The following is a 22,576-nucleotide window of genomic DNA, read 5'->3' on the forward strand; positions in this document are numbered from 1 at the left end:
GAAGTAGCCATAAAACATAAATTCTATAAAAAGGAAAAAATTATATTGGGGGAGGATATTACCATTATAACCTATCTTTTGTTTAAAAAACATCACGCTTAATTCGAGCAGAAAGGCATAAATGCATAACAAAGCAACTACTCTGAGCTGCTTTGTTAGTTTTGCCATTTGGTAAAGACCTGCGATTGAGCAAATCCCTAAAGACATGATATATAAATACTTGAGATACATAAATTTAAATATGTATCTAAAATAAGCATTTACTATTCATCTAAAACATCAAGATCTGCTTTATTACCGGTTGGTGGAGGTGGCGTCGGATCTCCGGTGTCAAAAGTATCGCCATAAATCTCATGTATAGTGGCCTCATACCTTTGATCAAACTCTTCCTTATTAATATCTTCTATGCCAATATCCAGTTTTAGTGTATCCATAAAGGTAAAAGCAAGAGTAAGTCGCTGTCTTTTCTTAAATTCCTCTTCTTTCGGCTCTGGGAAATAATAGTCCTGATTAGTATAGGATACAAAACGAATTCCAAAACCGGAAATTTTACTGCTTCTTTCACTTTGGCATTCCATTTCATGAATTGTTTCCTTCATTTGACGTAAACTAAACCAAACATGCTTGGTTTCCTTACAGTTATTTAAGCGATCAAAATCCGATAGGGTTTCAAAAAGGATGTTCCGCTTTACATTCTGATAATTATGAACCCAATCCCTCGCCTCGTTTTCCGGAATTGTTATGACTTTTTTGCGGTCCAGTGTATAGTAAATCTTAACATCAGACTTTTCAGCTCCCTTCGTTGCGCAAAAAATTAACGTAAGTATCCCGCATTTACCTGCTTCCACTTTTCCGCTACCAGATGGAGAAGCGAAATACATGCGAACACCATCCGTATCTTTTTCAAGACCAGCTATCAAGCGGTTAAAAAAGTCGATAGCACTCGTGATGTCCTCAAAATCCAGTTTGGTGTTTTCTTGTACGCCTTCTTGCAACAAGGTAATAATATTAAGTACGGGGTACTTAAAATTATCGAACCATTGTTCGCGTTTGTTACTTTCTTCTTTGGTTACGAAAGTAATGGGCAATCGAGTTTCATGTGTACACATAGCTTTTAATTTAGTTTAAGGTTTAAAATTATTTATACCTAAATATAAACCAAGCCTACTGGAATTTGGAAAAACACAGCAACGGTAATAGTGATACATTTTTTGACATTTTAATCAAAATATAGTCTACCGCACTTTAAAAGCACTTTTCTATACATCACACTAATCATCATTTATTTTAAAATACGGCGATTTCACGGTGTGCCTTTGCGCTTTTCACGCGCATCAATCTCCATGTTTTCACGCTTGATTTAGATACAGGCCCAATAGTAGTTTTGACTAAGAAAAATGGCCAATCCAAACACCTGCCATTTATTAATAAACCTTAACCAAACCTAAAAACCAAAACCATGACAAAACTCTCATTGAACAAAGTGGAATCTTTTATCAAAGATCTCGACGAAAAGCCAGAACTAAAACAAGAATTTGATGTAAATCCAAGGGCTACGTTAATTAAAAAAGCTGCTATAAACCCTATAAAAGATATCTGGGTTTATCGGTTAGTGGTTATTGCGTTAAGCTTGGTGCTCCTAATTATAACATCAGGCATTCTAATCGAAATCGACGCGGTACAGAAAGCTGATAAGGTAATTACCATTATCACTTCTTTAGGTTCGGCAGCTATCGGTGCATTGGCCGGACTATTGGCTCCATCACCTGGAACACAGGATTAATGATAATTGATTAAACTTTAATCAACCGATCTATTTATAAATTAAAAATCATCAATCATGGCAAAGAAGAAAAAAATCATTTTTTTATCCCTCGAATTCCAAAATGAAATTGGAGAAAAACATACGGCAAATTTCAAAACGAATGATAAAAACATCAACAATATCAAACTAGTATCTCCTTGCATATGCGGTGATAAAGTTTGCATAGATGGGATACTTCACAGGTGCATGCCAGATCCATCTGGAAAATGTGTTTGGTGGGAAACCAGTGAAATCTGTGAATAATTACAACTTTAAAATTAACCAATCATGAAAAAGATCTATTCATTATTTGTGCTACTGTTTCTAATCTCCTTTTCTGTTTCTGGGCAAACATATCCTTTAACTATGGAATTAATCGTAAAGGGAAAAAGTTTCCCAATTAGCTGTGAACCTAAAGACGGTTCCATACAGGTAACAATAAAAGATGATAAGGATACGGAACTTATGAAATATGTCAGTCATTCACAAGATATTGATGCATTTGCAACAAGATTCGTTCAAACATTTGATACCGTTTGTAATCTTCCGGATTCTGTAAAGAAACTCGAAAAAGATAATTGGAAAGCATTTGCTACCAAGCTGTTTAACAAATTTCAACTCGTTTTACAAAATAAATTGCCCGAGGCTGGATATTTTAGCGTTAGAGATAGCGTTAAATTAATTATGTCTTATAAGAATACTACAGACACCAATAAGATTGAAAAGGCTATTACAAAAGAACGATATAAATTAGTTAAACTCAATGCCGAAATATCAGAAGGATACCTTGAAAGTATTGTTGCGTATGTGAAATTTAAAGAAGATGATGAACCATATAAATATATTTTAGAATATCCTGTAGGAATGTCTTCTGAAGATAATATTCGAAACTTTAATAAATATATTCTTTATGAAGAAAAATCGCAGCCTTATAAAAAGCCCTATATTAATCATCCAATTTATTCTTTAAGTTTAAGTGATGTTATTTCATATGACCCTAAGTTAGAACCCGGAAGGCGGGATTATAGTCCTAAGGATACCTCTCTTAATGAAATGCCAGGCGGAACTTTGATTAAATTACACAAAGAAGAAACAAGTAAACTTTTTGAAGCACATTTTTATTCTGATTTTAGAGGTTTTAATGCGGAAAAACCCAATGGTATTATTCAGGTTGAATTGGAAAAACGGATTAACACTAATACCTATCAACATAGGGCACCTCGCCTTTTATATTATTGGGCGTACAAAAGCGGTGGCTTTTTTCAATACATTTCGCCTGTTGCCACTCTTTCTAAAATTGAACAGCACAATCGAAAACTAAATCTTAATGATTTGGATTCTGTTCGATATAATCCTGGAAATACAAATATAACCCAATTTGGAAATCAATATCATAGATATGCAAATGCTTTGAGTATATACCAATATCAATGGCTTTCTGTAGGAACAGACATGAATGTTGCATTTGTAAATAACCCTGGTCGAAAATTTCACATTTATTTTAATTTAGGAGCACGTTTTGGATTTACAGATACGACAGACTCTTTAACTACAATTAATGGCACAACCATTATCAAAACTAAATTTGCCAAAGATATTTCTATTAGTACCTTACAGGTTTATCCTGAAATTAAAATTAAATTTTTCCCTCAGGAACAATTTAATTTTTCAATATCAAATAAATGGATATACTTTAAACCTTTAAATCAAGTTTTGCAAATGGCGGGATATGACAAAGATAACGCTTCCATATTAATTCCTAAAAATCATGCCTGGCTTAACACATCAGAAGTGCTCATGACTATACAGGTTAATCCTAAGAGTAAAGTATTTGGCCGCTTTAGGATGAATTGGGAAATTGGAAATATCAAGAATAATTTTTCACAATTACAAATTGGTTATTCGACATATATTTTGGGCAGATAAAATTAACCATATAAGCTACTTAAACTTTAACCACTCCAAACAACGCTCCACCCTCTTTAGCTCTCTCATTAATTTTAGCCTCTACCACATCATCCCTGATCAGCTCGGGTGCGTGGTGGGGCTTTTTCCTTGCATCGATAATCATCGAACCTTTGCAGCCCCAATGTTTATTTATCGTAAAATCGTTAATACCATAAATATCTGCCGCGGGGTTACTTCTTGTAAAAGCTACCCAAACCAGGTTATCGATTGTTGCTGCAGTAAAGGTAGCATCATCGGCCAGTATGATTAAAGGCAGGCCAGCTAAATTCTGGTCAATCAAAGCCATATTCAGCATGGCAATTTCTGCAGCCGTTTTTTCCGGATTAAGGTATTTGTTTCCTTCCAGAACCAAAACGCCTGGCATCGCAATTTTAGGTTGAAAAAAACCATCACTCAATTTTAGGTTTTCGGGAATCCCATTCCACAGTTCGCGTTTCTGATCGCCTGCCGCTGCAATTACCACTTTCGATCCACTGTTTAAGCCATCGCCACTGTAATCGAGTGTATCAATAGTGGTATTGGTATAAAAATGAATATCCCTGGTTAAATCGATCCGCTCTAAAATATGTTTGATAAAATCTTCTATATGGTGGGTACTTAATTGCTGATCATCTTCCTTAGCAGCGATAAACAGGTACTTGGCCAAACTCAACTGGTTTTTTCCCAATATGTGGTTGGCAATGGTCAAAATTTCCTGTGGCCTTCTTTCTTTTAAATATGGGGTATAACGTTCGCTGCCAATGGCAAAAAGTAATGGATGAACCCCGGCAGCATCAACCGCATGCACCTCTTTTAAACCATGTATTTCCTGCGGAATGGCCGAACCGGTTATCTCGTGTATCAAAGCACCGAAACTGGTATCTTCCTGCGGCGGACGGCCCACAACGGTAAACGACCAGATGGCATCTTTTTTATGGTATACATTATGCACCTTCATTAAAGGGAAAGGATGCGTTAAACTATAATAGCCCAAATGATCGCCAAACGGACCTTCAGGTTTATTCTCGTTTGGATAAACGGTACCCGTGATGATAAAATCGGCATCGGCAGAAATACAGAAACCTTCATCATCGTAAAAATAACGGAAACGCCTATCTCCCAATGCACCTGCAAAAGTCATTTCCGACAAACCTTCGGGCAGTGGCATTACAGCAGCCAATGGGTGCGACGGCGGCCCACCAACAAAAATGCTCACCTTTAAAGGCTGGCCCAAAGCATTGGCTTTCGATTGATGCACCCCTATGCCCCTGTGTATCTGATAATGTAACCCAATTTCCTTATCCTGGATATAATCATTGCCTGCTAGTTGGATACGGTACATCCCCAGGTTGGCATTTAAGACCCCCGGTTTATCTACATCTTCGGTATAAACCTGCGGCATGGTAACAAAAGGACCACCATCCATTGGCCAGTTTACAATCTGTGGCAACTGACTGATGCTTGTTTTTAAAAATTTATTTTTTGCAGAAGGTGTTTTAAGTGGCAGGGCCGATAATGCCGACATGGCCGAACCAGCATACTTAAAAGGATTTTTTAATGCTTTTATCGGGTCGTTCCTTAACGAAACCAGTTGTTGTACTTTTGGTAAGGTATCCCTGAAAATAAATTTCGACCGTTCTAAAGTCCCGAACAGATTGGAAACAGCCGGAAAAGGGCTTCCCTTAACTTTTTCGAATAATAAGGCTGGCCCCTGGTTTTCGTAAACCCTTAAATGGATGGCTGCCATTTCTAAATAAGGATCTACTTCTTCTTTGATTCTGATTAAATGACCGTGCTTTTCGAGATCGGATACACATTCTGCTAAACTTTTGTACGCCATGCCCAAAGATAAATATTTTGGTTTTCTAAGAAACAAAAAAGCCCCATATAAGCAGATTTTACAATAAAGCTACTTATACAGGGCTCTTAACCTACCAATACACTGTTATTTTTTTCCGGCAAAAGAACGCAACATCCAGGTATTTTTTTCTTTAAATTGCATAAAACGGTTCACCATATCGTTCGATCCGTCATCGCCTGCCTCATCTGTAGCATCCAACAGTTCTCTTTCCAATTCGATCAGCGTAGCCATATCATCTAAAATGGCGTCAACCATATCAAGATCTTTTAATCCGATGGTATCAATTTCTTTAATCTTAGATTCTTTGATATAATCGGCAAAACGGCTATGCGGTGGTTTACCCAATGTTAGTACACGCTCGGCAATTTCATCAATGGTTAACTGCGCATTGGTATATAACTCTTCGAACTTAACATGAAGGGTAAAAAAGTTCTGCCCTTTGATGTTCCAGTGGCAGCCCCTTAATTTTTGATAATGGATATGATAGTTGGCCAGGTAATCGTTTAACAGATCTACAACCGGTTTAACCTCTTTTTCATTTAAGCTTATCTCTTTAGCGTCCATTTTTTCTATGTTTTTTGATGTATTTTAATGTCTACCTAACAACCCAAATTTATAAAAGTTTTGCTCAAAAACAGCTTTTATACAATACCTTATTTAATAGATCGTTTAATATTCAATATTGCAACAAACAACAATTTTATAAACATTTGTTAATGAATATTATACCTATATTACTTTATAAAAGTCATCTTAATTTTACGTAAAAACGAACAATAGAACTAAAGATGATTCACAATATTATTCGTATAATTGCTCCCTTTGACTTGAAAATTTACATAAAAATAAATGCATAAAATATATTTATCTGCTGTTGTGTTATTTGCCTTAAATATCGCAAATGCCAAAGCCAACACAGCAAGAGACTCTATCGGTGTAGAAAATAATAAAGGCAAAAAACTGATCGTTCACCAAACCGTAGCAAAAGACACTTATTATTCTATCGGAAGAAGGTATAATGTATCTCCAAAGGATATTATGGCCTTTAATGATAATAAATACCTTCAGGTTGGGGTAATTATTAAGGTTCCAACCAATATACCATTCACGGCAACCGGATCATCGAATACCGAAAGTGCCACTTCAAATACGAATGTGATCGAGCATACCATTAAACCAAAAGAAAACCTGAACATGCTGGCCGAAAAATACGGCACCACGATCAACGAAATTAAAGCTTTAAACAATTTAACCGGTAGTAATTTAAGCATTGGCCAGGTGATTAAAATACCTGCAAAAAGCGGACAACAGGCTGAAACAGCTGCTCCGGCAGCACCTACTGCAAAAAACAATACCGAAGCACCGGCCAACAATGGCACTTCTTCTGATCAGACCATGATCGAACATACAGTTGCGCCAAAAGAATTTTTAGGAAAAATTGCCGAAAAATATGGTACCACAGTTGAAGAAGTAAAAAAAGCAAACAACCTTTCGGGCAATAACCTTAAAATCGGCCAGAAATTAAAAATCCCAGCAACAAAAAATATCGACGATAATAAAGTAGTTTCTGCTGTTGATGAAAAACCGGTACAGGAGAACAAATCTACCGATGCTGCAGGTACACATACTGTGTTAAGGAACGAAACCATTTTTACCATTGCCAAACAATATGGCATTACGGCTTATCAGATCAGAACGATGAACAATCTTCCTGATAATGCAATTACCATAGGCCAGGTTTTAAAAGTACCAGGAGGTATTATTACCGAAGTACAGGTACCAAAAGAAAAACAGGCTGAAACGAAAGCGAAAGAAGTTGTTGCACCTAAAGAAGAAAGTTTTATCCATACCGTAGCCACTGGCGAAAATATCTTTTCGATTGCTAAAAAATACAACTTAACGGCTTACCAGATCAGAACGGCAAATAAACTGGATGATAACAATATTAAGGTAGATCAGAAACTGATTATCCCGAAACCGCCACAGCCTAAATCGGTAAATGATGCTTCAAAAGAAGATCAGCAGAACGAACCCGACAGTACAATGGTTAAAGATCCTAAACTACGCCGCGACCCAAGCGTTTATGGACTGAGCCAGATCGAAGAAAAAGGTACGGCAGTTTGGATAGCAGATCAGGACCTTGACGGCACCAAAATGTTGGTTTTGCACCGTACAGCACCTGTTGGCAGGGTAATTAAAATTACAAATCCAATGACCAACCGCACCACTTTCGCCAAAGTTGTTGGTAAATTTACAGAGAACGAATCTACAAAAGATGTTATCATTGTAATGACTAAAGCTGTAGCTGATTCGCTAGGTGCTTTAGACAAACGTTTTTTCTGCAATTTAACTTATAGTGCTCAATGAGTTCAAACAAAAAGCCCTTTATAATTGGTATTGCCGGCGGTAGCGGTTCGGGCAAAACATTTTTCTTAAACTGCTTTCTGCATCATTTTAAACAGGATGAAGTAACGCTCGTATCGCAGGATGATTATTACATCCCTGCAGGCGACATGACACAGGAAGAAAACAAATTGTACAATTTCGACCTTCCATCAACAATCGACAGCGAGCAGTTTTTAAGGGACATTAAGCAATTAATGAGTGGCGAAGTGGTTTATAAAAAAGAATATAATTTCAATAATCCATTAGCTGTTGTCAAAATCCTTGAAATTAAGTCGGCTCCGATCATTATCGTAGAGGGCCTGTTTATCCTTCATTTTAAAGAAATTGCCGCATTACTCGATCACACCATTTTTGTGGATGCCGACGAACAGGTAGCCTTAGACCGCCGTATTAAACGCGATGGTTTAGAACGTGGTTACCCTGAAGAAGACGTATTGTATAAATGGCATAACCACGTTGTTCCTGCTTATAAGGAGTATTTATTACCCTATCGCGAACAATGTAATAAGGTAGTGCTCAATAACACCAACGAACCCGACGAAATCATCGCCATTACAGAAGCCATTTCAAATGATTTGAGAAATAGCATTTTGGTTGATATAGCGTAAACACCAGAGAAGTCAAGTTTTAAAAACTTGACTTCTCTTTTTATATACTAAATTTCATCTGTCTCCATGGTTTGTGTCCTCACAAACCATCGCTATAACTCCATTACAAACCACCTCAATAGTTTCATTACCAAAAAGCTCAAGTTTTTAAAAACTTGACTTATTTTTCACCACTACATTTTGTCAGGCTGAGCGGAGTCGAAGCCTCAATCCAATCGCATTTCCGGTATCTCCCCTTCTACAATCAACCTTCCTGCTGTAGCTTGCTGTATAAACTCCACACTTACCCCAGGCGCACGTTCTAAAAGTTTAAAACCGCCTTCGGGCAAAACATCCAATACTGCCAGTTCGGTCACAATCTTTTTAATACATTTTACACCCGTTAAAGGTAAAGTACATTTTGGCAATAATTTACTCTCCCCGGCTTTGTTTACATGCTGCATGGCCACGATAATATTTTTGGCCGAAGCAACCAGATCCATTGCCCCTCCCATTCCTTTTACCATTTTACCGGGAATTTTCCAGTTGGCTATATCACCGTTTTCAGAAACCTCCATGGCCCCTAAAATGGTTAAATCTACTTTTTGTGCACGGATCATCCCAAAACTCATGGCCGAATCAAAAATTGATGATCCGGGCAAAGTGGTGATCGTCTGTTTCCCTGCGTTTATTAAATCGGCATCTTCCTCTCCCTCAAAAGGAAATGGACCCATACCCAACAATCCGTTTTCTGATTGTAATACCACATTGATTCCCTTTGGGATATAATTGGCTACCAGGGTTGGTATACCGATCCCAAGGTTAACATAGTAGCCGTCTTTTATTTCTTTAGCAATACGCTGTGCGATCTCTTCTTTTGAAAACATAAGATTGAATTAATGAATTTTGAATGATTGAATGCTTTAATCTGCTATTCGACTTCGGACTTTGGACTGCCGACTTCTGACTTCCTCACCGTTCTCTGTTCAATTCTTTTCTCGTAATCTTTGCCCTGAAAAATGCGGTGCACATAAATACCCGGCGTATGGATATAATCAGGATCGAGTTCGCCTGCTTCTACCAGTTCTTCTACCTCGGCAATGGTTATTTTACCCGCCATGGCCATTACCGGATTAAAATTGCGACTGGTAGACCTAAAGATCAAATTACCCGCAGTATCACCTTTCCACGCTTTAACAATGGCAAAATCGGCATCAAAAGCATATTCCATTAAATAATCCTTGCCATCAAAATTGCGTACTTCTTTACCCTCTGCCACTTCGGTACCTACACCGGCGGGTGTAAAAATGGCGGGCATGCCATATCCTGCTGCAAGGCAACGGGTGGCCAAAGTACCCTGGGGAATCAGATCTACTTCCAGTTCGCCACTTAACAATTGCCTTTCAAACTCTGCATTTTCGCCCACGTAAGAAGAAATCATTTTTTTAACCTGACGCTGTTTAAGCATTAAGCCGATACCAAAGTCATCAACGCCAGCATTATTGGAAATACAGGTTAATTCCTTCACCTGCTTTTTGACTAAAGCATTAATGCAATTTTCCGGAATACCGCAAAGGCCAAAACCGCCAAGCATGATGGTTACGCCATCTGATATATCTTTGATGGCCTCTTCGGCACCAGATACCACTTTATTTATCATTTTACGAATTTTTGGTTAGTTTGCTAAATTACAAATTGCCTTCAAAAGTGCAGCATTTATAATTTTTAAATCTATTGGGAATATTTATCAATTGGAATTAATCTAAATAACCATTACCTTTGTGCAGCAATGATTTACGAGAGAGAAGAAAGTCTATTCATATTACCCACCGATCCTGAATTTCAAAAAGGAATGGGTTTTATTTTCAGCTGCACTGCTGAACACAAAAAATGCTGTGAGAAATTTAAAAAAGGCAAACGCTGTAAAAAATGTCCCGGCAATAAAAAGAAATAAGCCTTATTTAGCTATTTCCACAATTTTGTCGTCGCTTCCATTACTGGTGCATATATAAATTTTCCCTTCAGGCGATTGGCAAACAGCCCTGATCCTACCATAAGTACTCACATAAAAATCTTTTGTTCCGGTAATTTTGGACTGGGTTTCATCCAGTTTCAGCTGCATCAGTTTGGTTCCTTTTAATACAGCCAACAGTAAAGAATTTTTAAACTGTGGAATATAATTGTTATTATAATAAGCCAATCCGCTTGGCGCAATAGTAGGCGTCCAGTTGATTAAAGGCTCCATTACATTATTAGCGCTACAGAACGACTGTTCGCCACTCTCATTACAAAAGCCTTTAATATTCGGCCAACCGTAATTTCTTCCTTTTTCAATAATATTGATTTCATCATCCGAATCGGGGCCATGTTCTGAAGAGAATATTTTATTGCCAACCTGCACTAATCCCTGCGCATTCCTGTGTCCTAAACTCCAAACCGGATTGTTTGGATAAGGATTATCTGCCGGAATAGATCCATCTAAATTGATCCTTAAAATTTTACCCGCCAGGGAATTTACATTTTGTGGGTTGGCCGTATCGGATGCATCGCCGGTACTGATAAAAAGCTTGCCGCCGCTGATCAACAAACGTGATCCATTATGGATAGAAGCAGCCGGGATCTGATCTAGCAGCACCAGTGGGCTGCCTAAATTTCCTCCACCATAAGTATAGCGTACAACTTTAGCCCTATAGGTATTTCCATAGCCATATACTACATAAACATAAGGATTTGAAGTAAAATCGGGATGCAAAGCCATTCCCAGCAAGCCGCCTTCGCCATTGGTACGCACTTCAGAAATGGTTAATAAGGGTGTAATTTGTCCGGTAGAAGGATTTAACCTGCTGATTTTACCGGCCTTTTCGGTAAACCAGATAAAGTTATCAGGCCCATAAACCATATCCCAGGGAAGATTTAAGCCTGATACAACAACTTTTGCCTTTAATTCTACATCTGGCAGGGTGCCTGGATCTTCATTACCATCATCGGTCTTTTTGCAGGTTGTGGCAATCATCACCACAAAAAAGCAGAGTAAGATTTTTTTCATAGCCGTAACGTTTTAAAAATAACACTGTTACGGCCATAAAGTTTTGGTTGTGGTATTACCGTCATTGCGAGAAGGCTTTTTCAGCCGACAGTTTACCCCGTTTTTACGGGGAAGCAATCTTACAACGATCGCGACCACGCGTTCGCATTAAGATTGCTTCGTACCTCGCAATGACGACTTTTTATTGAAAATCAGCCTCGAGATAGATCTCTCTGTTCCTCTGCGTTTCTTCTGATAGCTATCGGAACCTGATGACGGTATTTTTCGGAACATATCGTCTTATGTCTCAAATCTCACATCTAAAATCTCACATCTCAATTCAAATAAACATAGGTAATTCCATCACCTCCCCTATCGGCATGTTCATCTTCCATCCTGTTTACCTGACTATACTTTCTCAAATACTCCCTGATCATTTTTCTTAAAATCCCATCACCTTTACCATGGATCAGTTTTATGGAAGGAAAACCAAGCATAATGGCCTTATCCAGGTATTTTTCAACTTCGAACAGGGCATCTTCGGTGCGTTTTCCACGCAAATCCAACTCAGCCCTAAAACCCGAAACCGCTTCGTTCATACGTCCGGCGAAAGAATTAGCACTGCTTTGGATCACTTTTTTAGCTTCGCGGTTACTTACTTTTTGCACGCGGTTCTTTTTAACCGTCGAACGTAAATCGCCAATGGCCAAAACCAGTTCATTGCGGTTAATTTCTAAAACCTGACCGATGGTTTCACTATCCGTAAATTTAACCAGATCGCCAACTTCAATTTCTCCTCCAACAACCACCTGCAAAGGTTTCGGACGTTCTTTCGGAACCGTATTTTTAATCAGCTCTTTTTGCAGGTTCTGACGCAGTTCTTTAGTTACTTCCTTATCCGCTTGCTTCCCTTTAATCTCGGCAATAGTGTTTTCTACCAGTTTATTCGCATTTTTAATAATATTTTGCGCTTCCTGTTTTGCCTCCTTAATTAATACCTTTTTATTCTCTTCTAAAAAGGCTTTCAATTTTTCATTTTCGGCAACCAGATTTTTGGCTTTATTCTGCTGATTGGCCAAACTTACTTTGGCATCATAAACATTTTTCTTTTCACGTTCCAGGTCAACCAGCATCGTATCTACCCTGTTCTGGTTAGATCCTGTTTTCTCCTTTGCCAACTGGATCACCTCTTTTGGCAAACCGATATTCTGCGCAATTTCGAAAGCGTAAGAGCTCCCCGGTTTTCCCATTTCTAAAATATAAAGCGGCTTCATCTTGGCATTATCAAAAAGCATCGATGCATTTTCCAATCCAGGGGTATTGCCTGCAAAAAGCTTTAAATTAGAATAGTGGGTAGTAATTACGCCCCTTACTTTTTTATTGTTAAGCACCTCTAAAACGGCTTCGGCCATTGGTCCGCCAAACTGTGGATCGGTACCTGTACCAAACTCATCAATCAGCACCATGGTTTTTGGCGAAGCATGCTCTACAAAATAGCGCATCTTTTTCAGGTGCGCACTGTAGGTACTTAAATCGCTCTCAATTGATTGATCATCGCCGATATCGGCAAAAATATTTTCAAAAATGCCCACTTCACTATTCGCATCAACGGGAATCAACAAACCGGTTTGAAGCATAATCTGCAATAAACCAACGGTTTTCATACAAACCGATTTACCACCTGCATTTGGTCCAGAAACCAATACCACACGCGTTTCAGCATCGATATGGATATTTAAAGGTGTAACGGTTTTCTTTTCCGCTGCAAATGATATCGACAATAAAGGATGCCTCGCATTGATCAGTTTCGTTTTCGGTTCTTTTAGCAAACCGGGCATTTCTGCTTCAATATCCAAAGCAAATAAAGCTTTTGCACGTACAAAATCCAGTTTGGTCAAAAAACCATGGTATGAAAGCAATAATGGCGAATACGGACGCAATTCATCTGTCAGCGCAATCAAAATTTTGATAATTTCACGTCTTTTATCAAATTCCAGATCGCGCAATTTATTATTTAGGGTAAAAACCTCTTCAGGTTCGATGTAAACCGTTTGCCCGGTTGCAGATTCATCGTGTACAAAGCCTTTCAGCTTCCGCTTATTCTCTGCCAAAACCGGGATACACATCCTTCCATCCCTGATGGTTAAGCTACCATCTGCAACCCAATTATTGGCAATGGCCTGCTTGTAAATCGAATCCATGCGTTTACGCACATCCTGTTCTGCCTTCGCTATCGCAGAAGTAATCTCCTGCAGTTCTTTCGATGCATTTGGTTTGATCTTTCCTTTGGCATCTATTACCGTTTCTATTTTACGGAGGATTGCTTTTTCGATCGGCAAATGCTCAAATAAAGCTTCGAGCGTTGGATAAACTTCTGCACGTTCTTCAAAAAAACGCAGTACCGAAAAAACAGTCTGCAGTGAAGTATAAACCTGAAACCACTCATCTTCTAACAGATAAGTGCCCTCAACCCTGATTTTATCAACCAGCGATTTAATATCAAAAAATGTATTGATCTGTAACGGTTCCTGATTTTGCAGGATACTTTTAAACTCGTTTGTTTGTCGTAAAAATTTATCAATCTGATCAAAACGGTTCATCACCTGCATCTTGCCCACCATTGTTTGCCCCATGGGGCTTAAACAATGTTTGCTGATCAGCTGCCTGATCTCTACAAAACCTAAACGTTCTAAACAATTATCGGGATATAACATATTATTTTATTGTACCAGTGCCGGAGTTGTGGGCGAAGCCACCACCAGCGATCCGGCTTTCTTTATATTTATAAGTGAATCGGCCTGTTTTTTCTTTTTCGCAATTTCGGCAGTCGCTTTTGCCTTCGATAAAGAATCCGGTTTCATTTTTTTCCTGATCGCAAGAGAATCGGCCTTAAATTTCTTTGCAATCACCAATGAATCGGCTTTGAATTTCTTTTTCTGAATACTTTTATCGGCAATATCTACCGCTTTTTTCTGTTGTTTTAATGCTTTTTCTATGTTCTTATATATTTCGCCAAGCTCTTTCGGATTTTTATTGTACCAGTTCAAACTTTTATTGTACTGCGCAGAATCGGTACCGAATTTTTTATAAATACCTTTGTAATAAGCCGCGGCTACCTTTTTGGTCGAATCTGGAACGTAAATCGTCGAGATATAGCCATCTACTATGTGCATATCATATAAAATCTTCTCCATTTTATCGGGTTTAATAATATCGTCCGGTATACCGGGCTTACAGCCAAACCATAATATAGCCGTCATTAAAACCCACATTAGTCTCTTCATCCTTAATTAAAATATTATTTTTTGCCCAAATTGCGGCAAGGTTATTAATTTTACCAAAAATAGTTATAAATGAGCATAGCTGATAATCTTAAACAATATAAAAGCGAAGTTGAATCGGACGGGGTAAAACTAATTGCAGTTTCAAAAACACAACCGGTAGAATCAATTTTAGAAGCATACAATGCCGGACAGCGCATTTTTGGAGAAAACCATGTACAGGAAATGGTCGAAAAAGAAGCACTGCTCCCTAAAGATATCGAGTGGCACCTTGTCGGCCACCTGCAAACCAATAAAGTAAAATACATTGCCCCTTTTGTTCAGTTGATACACGGTGTAGACAGCTTAAAATTACTTCAGGAGATAGATAAACAGGCTGCAAAAAACAAACGTATAATCGATTGTTTGCTACAGGTTTACATTGCAGACGAAGACACCAAATTCGGACTTGGTTTCGATGAGGTGATTGAATTGCTGCGTGATGAAGAATTTGCAAACCTAAAAAACATCCGCATTGTAGGCTTGATGGGCATTGCTACCAATACCAAAAACGAAAAACAGATTACCATTGAGTTTAATGAGTTAAAAGTGTTTTTTGATGGCATTAAAGCAAGTTTTTTCCGTAAAGACGATGCTTTTAAAGAAATATCCACCGGAATGAGTGCTGATTATAAAATTGCCATCGAAGAAGGAAGTACCATGGTACGCATCGGCAGCAGCATTTTTGGCAAAAGGGTAATTAAACATTTCAAAAACGATATTTCTGCCAATTAATATGGATTTTAACATCAGATTTGCTAAGGCAGAAGATTGCCCAAGAATACTAGAGCTAATCAATGAGCTTGCCGTTTACGAAAAGGCTCCTGAGGAAGTAACCGTTACTTTAGAACATTTTGTTGATGCTGGTTTTGGCAGTAATCCGGTTTGGAAAGCTTTTGTGGCCGAAATAGATGGCATTATTGTAGGCTTCGCACTCTATTATACTCGTTACTCTACCTGGAAAGGCTGTAGGTTATACCTCGAAGATTTTATTGTAACCGAACAATTCAGGGGAAAAGGCCTGGGTAAAATATTATTCGAAAAAGTAATAGCAGAAGCCAAAAACGGCAATTACAACGGTATGGTTTGGCAGGTACTCGACTGGAACGAACCCGCAATTAACTTTTACAACAAATATAAAGCACATCTAGAAAGTGGCTGGTTAAATGCAGCCTTATCTACAGAACAAATCAAGGCATTTTAATATGGATATTTTTAAGTTTGGAGGTGCCTCGGTAAAAGATGCGGCCGGTGTAAAAAACTTGGCCAATATTGTGCGCGATTACAAAAAAGCCAATCTGCTGATCGTGATTTCGGCAATGGGTAAAATTACCAATAGATTGGAGGATCTTACCCATGCATTTCTTGCTCAGAACGACGAAGCACATGCTATTTTTGAAGAAATTAAACACTTCCATTTCAATATAATCGATGAGCTTTTTGAAGGAAAACACCATCCAGTTTATGATGATATAGCCAATACTTTTGTAGAGATCGATTGGCTGATCGAAGATGAACCTGATAACAACCCTGATTATATTTACGATCAGATTGTTTCTATCGGCGAGGTAGTTTCGACTAAAATTGTAGCTGCCTGGTTAAACGAAACGGGTAACAAGGCACTTTGGGCCGATGCACGCAATTATATCCAAACCGACAATACCTACCGCGAAGGAAAAGTAGACTGGGCAAAAACCAATCAGATTATACAAAAAGATTTAGTACCGCTTTTAGCCGACAATATTATTGTTACGCAGGGATTTATCGGCGGAACAAGTGAAAATTACACCACAACATTGGGTCGCGAGGGTTCTGATTATTCGGCCGCTATATTTGCCTCATGCTTAGATGCTGTAGCTTTAACCATCTGGAAAGATGTTCCAGGTGTTCTTAATGCCGATCCAAAATGGTTTGATGAAACCGAAAAAATTGCGCAGCTTTCTTACCACGATGCAATAGAGCTTACTTATTATGGTGCCACGGTAATCCATCCAAAAACGATAAAACCGTTACAGAATAAAGGCATTCCTCTTTTTGTGAGGTCGTTTATCCAACCCGAAGGAGAAGGAACTGCCATTACCAAAGAGAATAATCCACTACCCATACCCTCTTTTATATTTAAGGTTAACCAGGCGTTGATTTCCATCTTCCCTAAAGATTATTCCTTTATTATTGAAGAAAACCTAAGCAATATTTTTGAACTTTTCCATAGACATAAGATTAAGATCAATACCATGCTTAACTCTGCAATCAGTTTCTCGGTAAGTATTGACGACCATCCTGTGCAGATCGAAAAACTGATTAAAGACCTGTCGGAAGAGTTTACCGTTAAATATAACAAAGGTTTGGAATTGGTAACCATCCGTTATTACAACCAGCAAACCATCGATCGTGTAACCGTTGAAAAAGATATTTTACTCGAAGTGAAAAGCCGCCATACCTGCCAGATGGTGATGAAAAATAAAACAACATAACGTTATTGAATAACATTAAATGCGTACGTCATTTCGACCGCAGTGGAGAAATCTATCTAAACAGATTTCTCCATTTCGCTGCGCTTCAGTCGAAATGACGACTCTTTTTAATAAAATAACTCCACATGAACAACAAACTTTTAGCCATAGCCGTCCAGAATTACATTAACGCAAACTTAAATGCCGATGTAAATCAGATTGCTTTAGCTAAAAGTCCGTTCGAGGGTATTAGTTCTGCTGAATTGGCCACACAGATTACCGCCAAAAAGAAATCCGAAAAGAAATTGCCGTCCTGGTTCGGCGCGGAAAATATTTACTACCCGCCTGTTTTATCCATCGAGCAAACTTCTTCCGAAATTACTGCAGCTTACAAGTCAAAACTGGCCAAAGGGGATGCTTTAATCGATATTACCGGAGGTTTCGGAGTAGATACTTATTATTTCTCCAAAAAGGTAAAAGAAGTTACCCATTGCGAAATCAATCCCGAACTATCGGCCATTGCGCAACATAATGCCGCGGTACTACAGGCCGACAACATAAAATTTAAAGCTGAAGACGGCATTGCCTACATTCAAAATACAGATCCTGCATTCGATACCATTTACGTAGATCCAGCCCGCCGGGCCGAAAAAGGCAAGGTTTTTATGCTTAAAGATTGTACCCCCGATATAGTGGGCAATCTGGATACGTTGCTCGAAAAATCTTCAAGGATCATCATCAAAACGGCTCCTTTACTCGATATTTCTGCAGGTTTAGCCGAGTTGGACCAGGTGAGTGAAATCCATATTGTAAGCGTAAAGAATGAGTGTAAGGAACTTTTATGGGTAATTGATAAAGGCTTTGCCAAGGATCCTAAAATTGTTGCCATAACGTTAAATAACGGCATTGAAAAAGATTTTTCTTTTTACTGGCCATCAGCTAATGCACCCGTTCAATTTGCAGAAAGTTTAAATATTGATGATTATTTATATGAGCCGGATGCTGCGCTGTTAAAATCTGGCGCATTTAATTTAATTGGAACAACTTATGGTCTATCAAAACTGCATCAACAAACCCAATTGTATACCGCTGACTCGATAAATCAGGGATTTCCTGGTAGGATTTTTAAAATTGAGGGGATATTAAATACCGGTGAACTGAAAAAGCTTACAAATTTGAAAGGCAATGTTATCGTCCGTAATTACCCGGCAAAGCCTGAAGAACTGGTAAAGAAATACAAGATCAAAGCTGATCAGGAGCAGTTTTTGATTTTCACCAAAGTTGCCCACGGGGAAAATGTAATTTTAAAGGCGTCGATTATTCAGTATTATTAACCCCGGCCACGGCGTCATGCCGACTTGTTTCAGCAGCTTAATGTAACAGACCCTGAAATAAATTCAGGGTGACGACTTAATTAACACAAAAAGCCTTTCTCTCAAAAGGCTTTTTGTAGTGATGAAGAAATAATTATGATATTATCGCTTAAACTTTCTTAACGTTTACTGCCTGTAAACCTTTTCTGCCTTCAGCTACTTCAAATTCTACTGTGTCGTTTTCTTTCAAGCTTTCGATTCCACCTAAAACATCTTTAAAATGTACAAATAAGTCTTTATTGTCTTCCTGCACAATAAATCCAAAGCCTTTTTGAGTGTTAAACCACTTAACTTTTCCGGTTGCCATAAAAAAATAAAAAATTGTATAAAATAAATAAACCTTTTACGCTTTGATCAGCATTTCATTCAACCAATTGACTATTAAAGTGAGAATAAACAATCAGATAAGCGTTAATATTGAAACAAAACTACCAAATATAATAATTTGAGCCTATAACACAAGTCCTTTTTGGCCGTTCAACAAGAATGTTGCGTTCCAAAAAGGAGATTATCGAAATTATTTATTCGGTTGAGGTGTAGTACGCAGATAAGGCTTGATCACTTTATGTCCTTTCGGAAATTTGGCCGGAATATCTTCCGTTTTAATGCTGTTTACCACAATTACATCCTCTCCGTCTTTCCAATCGGCAGGTGTAGCCACGCTATAATTTGCAGTTAATTGCAACGAATCGATTACACGTAATACCTCATTAAAGTTTCTTCCTGTAGAAGCCGGATAAGTGATGGTTAATTTCACCTTTTTATCCGGACTGATCACAAACAACGACCTTACAGTTAAGGTTTCCGAAGCATTCGGATGGATCATATCATAAAGGTTGGCAACAGTTTTATCCGGGTCTGCAATAATCGGAAATTCGACCGAAGTGTTCTGTGTTTCGTTGATATCGCTGATCCAGCCTTTATGCGATTCGGCAGAATCAACACTTAATGCCAGAACTTTAACATTTCTTTTTTCAAATTCTCCTTTTAATGCAGCTGTTCTTCCAAGTTCTGTTGTACAAACAGGAGTATAATCTGCGGGGTGCGAAAATAATACGCCCCAGCTATCTCCTAAATATTCGTAAAAATCGATTTCCCCAATAGAGGTATTGGCCTGAAAATTCGGTGCGGTATCGCCTAGTCTTATGCTCATATGATGATAATTTTTAAGTTGATTTAAACAAATCTAAACAATAGTATACTAAATACATAGGCATTATATTATTTTAAGACCTATAAATTACATTTCAAACAAAAAACCCTGCAACATTTAAGCTACAGGGTTTAAAAATATTAATTTGTTTGGGGTATTAATTGTAAGCTTTGATCATGAATACATAATCCTGCAGTTTTTCGATCTGTTTGGTACGTTTCAGACCTGATAACGCACTTTTCTTATTTGCCGAAAGTTTATTTTTACCTAGAGAATCCTGTGGAATGGCCCGCATTGCCTCTAAAATATACTTAGATTTAATCGCAAAAGCTGCTCCTTCTGTCTGGTCTGGTTTACCGCTGATAATCCCCACTAAATTTCCATTATTATCAAGCAATGGCCCGCCACTGTTTCCAGGATTTACCGGTATAGATACCTGATACTGGGTAGTATCGCCTATAAAGCCATTTTTAGAACTCACATAACCTTCTCCCAATACTGCATCATCTTTAGGGTAACCCAGTGTATATACAATTTCACCAATACTACTGGTATTTCTTTTAATGGTATATGGAATAGCAGATAGGCTACTAAAACTTTTATCACTTATTTTTAAGATGGCTATATCATTCTGCGGATCGGTATAAGTTGCTTTAACTTTAAACGACTCTCCTTTACTGTTTTGTACAAACAGAGAATCTGCCCCCTTAATTACATGAAAATTGGTTAATATATACCCATTTGCTGAGATGGCAAAACCAGTACCGCCAAAATTTCCGGGATTTACATTTTTGTTCTGCGTATCGCCAGAGTTTGTAGATTGAATAGTCCTGATCAAGTCTTTTGTAGAAGTTTTAACCCTTGATAACTCCCTGCTCATTTGGTTATACCTGATATCCTGCTTGGTATTGTGCTGAATAGAATAGATAGAAACCAGAGAAAGTAAAATAAATGATGCTGCTATAGCTATGGCAGACCTGTGTTTGCGCCATAACTGCACTACACGTGATGGATGTGGCCTAAGCGCATTAGCCAGGCTCTCCACATCAATTTCTGAATGGATCTGGTTTAATTGTTCCTTTAAATGCAATTGCGCAGCAAATGCCCCCATAGACTCTAAAAAGAATTTATGCGAAACTACCTTATGATCTACCGTGGCATCATTACGACGTAACTGCTCAAAAGCTTCTGTTTCCTGTGCATTAAGTTTACCTAAAAGATAATCCTCAATAATTGCATCTAACTCCAAATCGTTTCTCATTTCAATTATTATGGTTGAAAAAATATTTTCTTTAACCTTTGCAGGCATTTATATTTCTGTGTTTTTGCATTATCGGTATTGGTATAGCCGAACTTTTCACAGATATCCTGCATGGATAAATTATGGATATAAAAATCCTGAATAATGGTTTTACAGGGCTCGCCTAAGTGATCGAGTGCCGATTGCATTTTTACAAATTGCAGGTCTTTTTCCTCGTGCTCCTCTACATCCTCCTCTACCGCAAACACATCTTCATAATCGGTAATGTTACCGGCCTTTTTACTGTTCAGGTTAAGTTTTTTTAACCAGATCCGCCGGCAAACCGAATAAATGTAGGTTTTAAGTTTACTGCTCAGCTCAAAATTACCTTCCTTAATTTTGTTATATAAAATAATAATGGCCTCCTGGTAAACATCTTTTGCGTCATCTTCATCACCATTATTATTAAGGATAAACTGCAAAACCATTGCATAATAAGCCTTGTATAACTTGTTAAGTGCATCTTTGGAGTTATTTAGAACACCTAAAATAACCTCTCTATCTGTTGGAACTGAACCCTTTAAACTGTTATTCACTAGTTAATACGTTTTTCGGTAAATAGTAACCCAATATTAGACAAAAAAATATTTATAGCCACTATAATTGCTTAATACAAACTTATGCCTACCGGTAACCCAAAAGCCGGATAAAAAATATTTTAACTTTTTTTTCGATTATCGGGTTACCTTTCTACCTTTGCGGCATTAATAAGAAATTAATTACTTAAAAAAATTTAAAAATGAAAAATGCATTCAAATTAGGCTTTTTAGCTTTAGCTCTATCTTTATCAGTTGTTGCTTGTAATTCAGAGAAAAAAGCAGAAGGTACTGATACTACTTTAACTGATTCTTCTACTATCGTTACTGATACTACTGCAAAAGATACTACAGTTAAAGATTCTACAGTAAAAGATACTACTGTAAAAGCTACTACTACTACAACTGAAGTTAAACACTAGTTTTAACTTTACCATAATAAAAAAGGTCTTGAAAGTGTTTTCAAGACCTTTTTTATTTTTTTTATTTTTTTTGGGTTACCTTTTTAAATAACGCGTATTAAGAGGTAAATTAATTAATTACTTAAAAAATATTCAAAAATGAAAAATGCATTCAAATTAGGCTTCTTAGCTTTAGCTTTATCTTTATCAGTTGTTGCTTGTAATTCAGAGAAAAAAGCAGAAGGTACTGACACAACTGCTACTGATTCTTCAACTGTAGTTACCGATACTACTAAAAAAGATACTTTAGTAAAAGATTCTACAGTTAAAGATACTACTGTAAAAACTACTACTGAGAAAACTGAAGTTAAACACTAGTCTAACTCACTGACTCGTCCTAAAATAGGTTG

General features: G+C 37.7%; 23 protein-coding genes. 11 read left to right on the forward strand and 12 right to left on the reverse strand.

Going from position 1 to position 22,576, the window contains the following annotated elements:
• Positions 1-263: 263 nt before the first annotated feature.
• Positions 264-1,109 carry a hypothetical protein gene (locus B2V92_RS16305; protein WP_293310034.1) on the reverse strand — a complete coding sequence of 282 codons (846 nt, stop codon included), beginning with the start codon at positions 1,107-1,109 and terminating at the stop codon, positions 264-266.
• A 350-nt stretch (positions 1,110-1,459) separates the two neighbouring features.
• Between B2V92_RS16305 and B2V92_RS16310 the strand changes: the two genes are divergently transcribed.
• Genes B2V92_RS16310 through B2V92_RS16320 form a run of 3 tightly spaced genes read left to right on the forward strand, consistent with a single transcriptional unit; the run spans position 1,460 to position 3,730 of the window.
• Positions 1,460-1,783 (forward strand): hypothetical protein, encoded by a 324-nt coding sequence (locus B2V92_RS16310; RefSeq protein WP_293310036.1) that lies wholly within the window; start codon positions 1,460-1,462, stop codon positions 1,781-1,783.
• A 57-nt stretch (positions 1,784-1,840) separates the two neighbouring features.
• A complete protein-coding gene (locus B2V92_RS16315) occupies positions 1,841-2,068 on the forward strand; it encodes a hypothetical protein (RefSeq protein ID WP_293310038.1) in 228 nt (75 codons plus the stop codon).
• A gap of 24 nt (positions 2,069-2,092) precedes the next feature.
• Positions 2,093-3,730, forward strand: a complete 1,638-nt coding sequence (locus B2V92_RS16320) for a hypothetical protein (protein WP_293310040.1) — start codon at positions 2,093-2,095, stop codon at positions 3,728-3,730.
• Positions 3,731-3,749: 19 nt separating this feature from the next.
• On the opposite strand, the gene B2V92_RS16325 is transcribed toward B2V92_RS16320, so the two are convergent.
• Together B2V92_RS16325 and B2V92_RS16330 are read right to left on the reverse strand one after the other, a co-directional pair.
• Positions 3,750-5,591: a UbiD family decarboxylase gene (locus B2V92_RS16325; protein WP_293310042.1), complete on the reverse strand. Its 1,842-nt coding sequence runs from the start codon at positions 5,589-5,591 to the stop codon at positions 3,750-3,752.
• Between the two features lie 105 nt (positions 5,592-5,696).
• A complete protein-coding gene (locus B2V92_RS16330) occupies positions 5,697-6,176 on the reverse strand; it encodes a Dps family protein (RefSeq protein ID WP_113949762.1) in 480 nt (159 codons plus the stop codon).
• A 285-nt stretch (positions 6,177-6,461) separates the two neighbouring features.
• Here B2V92_RS16330 and B2V92_RS16335 point away from each other — a divergent pair, with 285 nt between their 5' ends.
• Both B2V92_RS16335 and B2V92_RS16340 read left to right on the forward strand, forming a co-directional pair.
• Positions 6,462-7,979: a muramidase family protein gene (locus B2V92_RS16335; RefSeq protein ID WP_293310046.1), complete on the forward strand. Its 1,518-nt coding sequence runs from the start codon at positions 6,462-6,464 to the stop codon at positions 7,977-7,979.
• Positions 7,976-8,626 (forward strand): uridine kinase family protein, encoded by a 651-nt coding sequence (locus B2V92_RS16340; RefSeq protein ID WP_293310048.1) that lies wholly within the window; start codon positions 7,976-7,978, stop codon positions 8,624-8,626. Before B2V92_RS16335 ends, B2V92_RS16340 begins: the two co-directional genes overlap by 4 nt.
• Positions 8,627-8,832: 206 nt before the next feature.
• Here B2V92_RS16340 and B2V92_RS16345 read toward each other — a convergent pair whose 3' ends face one another.
• The 5 genes from B2V92_RS16345 to B2V92_RS16365 all read right to left on the reverse strand — a co-directional run bounded on the left by B2V92_RS16345 (position 8,833) and on the right by B2V92_RS16365 (position 14,890).
• Positions 8,833-9,492, reverse strand: coding sequence for a CoA transferase subunit B (locus B2V92_RS16345; RefSeq protein WP_293310050.1), 660 nt, complete (start codon positions 9,490-9,492; stop codon positions 8,833-8,835).
• 44 nt (positions 9,493-9,536) lie between these two features.
• Positions 9,537-10,265, reverse strand: a complete 729-nt coding sequence (locus B2V92_RS16350; RefSeq protein ID WP_293310052.1) for a CoA transferase subunit A — start codon at positions 10,263-10,265, stop codon at positions 9,537-9,539.
• 297 nt (positions 10,266-10,562) lie between these two features.
• Positions 10,563-11,651 carry a PQQ-dependent sugar dehydrogenase gene (locus tag B2V92_RS16355; protein WP_293310054.1) on the reverse strand — a complete coding sequence of 363 codons (1,089 nt, stop codon included), beginning with the start codon at positions 11,649-11,651 and terminating at the stop codon, positions 10,563-10,565.
• A gap of 314 nt (positions 11,652-11,965) precedes the next feature.
• Positions 11,966-14,344 (reverse strand): endonuclease MutS2, encoded by a 2,379-nt coding sequence (locus B2V92_RS16360; protein ID WP_293310056.1) that lies wholly within the window; start codon positions 14,342-14,344, stop codon positions 11,966-11,968.
• A gap of 6 nt (positions 14,345-14,350) precedes the next feature.
• A complete protein-coding gene (locus tag B2V92_RS16365) occupies positions 14,351-14,890 on the reverse strand; it encodes a DUF4296 domain-containing protein (RefSeq protein ID WP_293310058.1) in 540 nt (179 codons plus the stop codon).
• Positions 14,891-14,983: 93 nt separating this feature from the next.
• Between B2V92_RS16365 and B2V92_RS16370 the strand changes: the two genes are divergently transcribed.
• The 4 genes from B2V92_RS16370 to B2V92_RS16385 all read left to right on the forward strand — a co-directional run bounded on the left by B2V92_RS16370 (position 14,984) and on the right by B2V92_RS16385 (position 18,737).
• Positions 14,984-15,685 (forward strand): YggS family pyridoxal phosphate-dependent enzyme, encoded by a 702-nt coding sequence (locus B2V92_RS16370; RefSeq protein ID WP_293310060.1) that lies wholly within the window; start codon positions 14,984-14,986, stop codon positions 15,683-15,685.
• Position 15,686: 1 nt separating this feature from the next.
• Positions 15,687-16,154: a GNAT family N-acetyltransferase gene (locus tag B2V92_RS16375; RefSeq protein WP_293310062.1), complete on the forward strand. Its 468-nt coding sequence runs from the start codon at positions 15,687-15,689 to the stop codon at positions 16,152-16,154.
• Between the two features lies 1 nt (position 16,155).
• Positions 16,156-17,424 carry an aspartate kinase gene (locus B2V92_RS16380; RefSeq protein WP_293310064.1) on the forward strand — a complete coding sequence of 423 codons (1,269 nt, stop codon included), beginning with the start codon at positions 16,156-16,158 and terminating at the stop codon, positions 17,422-17,424.
• 125 nt (positions 17,425-17,549) lie between these two features.
• On the forward strand, positions 17,550-18,737 hold the full coding sequence (locus B2V92_RS16385; protein ID WP_293310066.1) for a class I SAM-dependent methyltransferase: 1,188 nt from the start codon (positions 17,550-17,552) through the stop codon (positions 18,735-18,737).
• A 148-nt stretch (positions 18,738-18,885) separates the two neighbouring features.
• On the opposite strand, the gene B2V92_RS16390 is transcribed toward B2V92_RS16385, so the two are convergent.
• From B2V92_RS16390 to B2V92_RS16405, 4 genes are all read right to left on the reverse strand, one after another.
• Positions 18,886-19,083: a cold-shock protein gene (locus tag B2V92_RS16390; RefSeq protein WP_029276380.1), complete on the reverse strand. Its 198-nt coding sequence runs from the start codon at positions 19,081-19,083 to the stop codon at positions 18,886-18,888.
• Positions 19,084-19,293: 210 nt separating this feature from the next.
• Entirely contained in the window at positions 19,294-19,929 is a 636-nt protein-coding gene (locus B2V92_RS16395) for a peroxiredoxin (RefSeq protein ID WP_293310079.1), read from the reverse strand.
• A 157-nt stretch (positions 19,930-20,086) separates the two neighbouring features.
• Entirely contained in the window at positions 20,087-21,190 is a 1,104-nt protein-coding gene (locus B2V92_RS16400) for a serine protease (RefSeq protein ID WP_293310081.1), read from the reverse strand.
• An 8-nt stretch (positions 21,191-21,198) separates the two neighbouring features.
• The gene (locus B2V92_RS16405; protein WP_113949775.1) at positions 21,199-21,765 is read right to left on the reverse strand and encodes an RNA polymerase sigma factor; all 567 of its coding nucleotides are present in this window, start codon (positions 21,763-21,765) and stop codon (positions 21,199-21,201) included.
• Positions 21,766-21,968: 203 nt separating this feature from the next.
• Between B2V92_RS16405 and B2V92_RS16410 the strand changes: the two genes are divergently transcribed.
• Both B2V92_RS16410 and B2V92_RS16415 read left to right on the forward strand, forming a co-directional pair.
• Entirely contained in the window at positions 21,969-22,187 is a 219-nt protein-coding gene (locus tag B2V92_RS16410) for a hypothetical protein (protein ID WP_293310084.1), read from the forward strand.
• A gap of 138 nt (positions 22,188-22,325) precedes the next feature.
• Positions 22,326-22,544, forward strand: a complete 219-nt coding sequence (locus B2V92_RS16415; protein WP_293310086.1) for a hypothetical protein — start codon at positions 22,326-22,328, stop codon at positions 22,542-22,544.
• Positions 22,545-22,576: the final 32 nt, after the last annotated feature.

The sequence above is a fragment of the Pedobacter sp. UBA5917 genome, from assembly GCF_002432345.1.
Lineage (GTDB): Bacteria > Bacteroidota > Bacteroidia > Sphingobacteriales > Sphingobacteriaceae > Pedobacter.

Bases quoted from the DNA above. Each gene is read 5' to 3' on its own strand.
- B2V92_RS16360 (WP_293310056.1), bottom strand. From the start codon at position 14,344: ATGTTATATCCCGATAATTGTTTAGAACGTTTAGGTTTTGTAGAGATC.
- B2V92_RS16410 (WP_293310084.1), top strand. From the start codon at position 21,969: ATGAAAAATGCATTCAAATTAGGCTTTTTAGCTTTAGCTCTATCTTTA.
- B2V92_RS16395 (WP_293310079.1), bottom strand. From the start codon at position 19,929: ATGAGCATAAGACTAGGCGATACCGCACCGAATTTTCAGGCCAATACC.
- B2V92_RS16385 (WP_293310066.1), top strand. From the start codon at position 17,550: ATGAACAACAAACTTTTAGCCATAGCCGTCCAGAATTACATTAACGCA.
- B2V92_RS16390 (WP_029276380.1), bottom strand. From the start codon at position 19,083: ATGGCAACCGGAAAAGTTAAGTGGTTTAACACTCAAAAAGGCTTTGGA.
- B2V92_RS16355 (WP_293310054.1), bottom strand. From the start codon at position 11,651: ATGAAAAAAATCTTACTCTGCTTTTTTGTGGTGATGATTGCCACAACC.
- B2V92_RS16315 (WP_293310038.1), top strand. From the start codon at position 1,841: ATGGCAAAGAAGAAAAAAATCATTTTTTTATCCCTCGAATTCCAAAAT.
- B2V92_RS16365 (WP_293310058.1), bottom strand. From the start codon at position 14,890: ATGACGGCTATATTATGGTTTGGCTGTAAGCCCGGTATACCGGACGAT.
- B2V92_RS16310 (WP_293310036.1), top strand. From the start codon at position 1,460: ATGACAAAACTCTCATTGAACAAAGTGGAATCTTTTATCAAAGATCTC.
- B2V92_RS16320 (WP_293310040.1), top strand. From the start codon at position 2,093: ATGAAAAAGATCTATTCATTATTTGTGCTACTGTTTCTAATCTCCTTT.
- B2V92_RS16340 (WP_293310048.1), top strand. From the start codon at position 7,976: ATGAGTTCAAACAAAAAGCCCTTTATAATTGGTATTGCCGGCGGTAGC.
- B2V92_RS16400 (WP_293310081.1), bottom strand. From the start codon at position 21,190: ATGAGAAACGATTTGGAGTTAGATGCAATTATTGAGGATTATCTTTTA.
- B2V92_RS16330 (WP_113949762.1), bottom strand. From the start codon at position 6,176: ATGGACGCTAAAGAGATAAGCTTAAATGAAAAAGAGGTTAAACCGGTT.
- B2V92_RS16305 (WP_293310034.1), bottom strand. From the start codon at position 1,109: ATGTGTACACATGAAACTCGATTGCCCATTACTTTCGTAACCAAAGAA.
- B2V92_RS16370 (WP_293310060.1), top strand. From the start codon at position 14,984: ATGAGCATAGCTGATAATCTTAAACAATATAAAAGCGAAGTTGAATCG.
- B2V92_RS16325 (WP_293310042.1), bottom strand. From the start codon at position 5,591: ATGGCGTACAAAAGTTTAGCAGAATGTGTATCCGATCTCGAAAAGCAC.
- B2V92_RS16380 (WP_293310064.1), top strand. From the start codon at position 16,156: ATGGATATTTTTAAGTTTGGAGGTGCCTCGGTAAAAGATGCGGCCGGT.
- B2V92_RS16415 (WP_293310086.1), top strand. From the start codon at position 22,326: ATGAAAAATGCATTCAAATTAGGCTTCTTAGCTTTAGCTTTATCTTTA.
- B2V92_RS16335 (WP_293310046.1), top strand. From the start codon at position 6,462: ATGCATAAAATATATTTATCTGCTGTTGTGTTATTTGCCTTAAATATC.
- B2V92_RS16345 (WP_293310050.1), bottom strand. From the start codon at position 9,492: ATGTTTTCAAAAGAAGAGATCGCACAGCGTATTGCTAAAGAAATAAAA.
- B2V92_RS16375 (WP_293310062.1), top strand. From the start codon at position 15,687: ATGGATTTTAACATCAGATTTGCTAAGGCAGAAGATTGCCCAAGAATA.
- B2V92_RS16350 (WP_293310052.1), bottom strand. From the start codon at position 10,265: ATGATAAATAAAGTGGTATCTGGTGCCGAAGAGGCCATCAAAGATATA.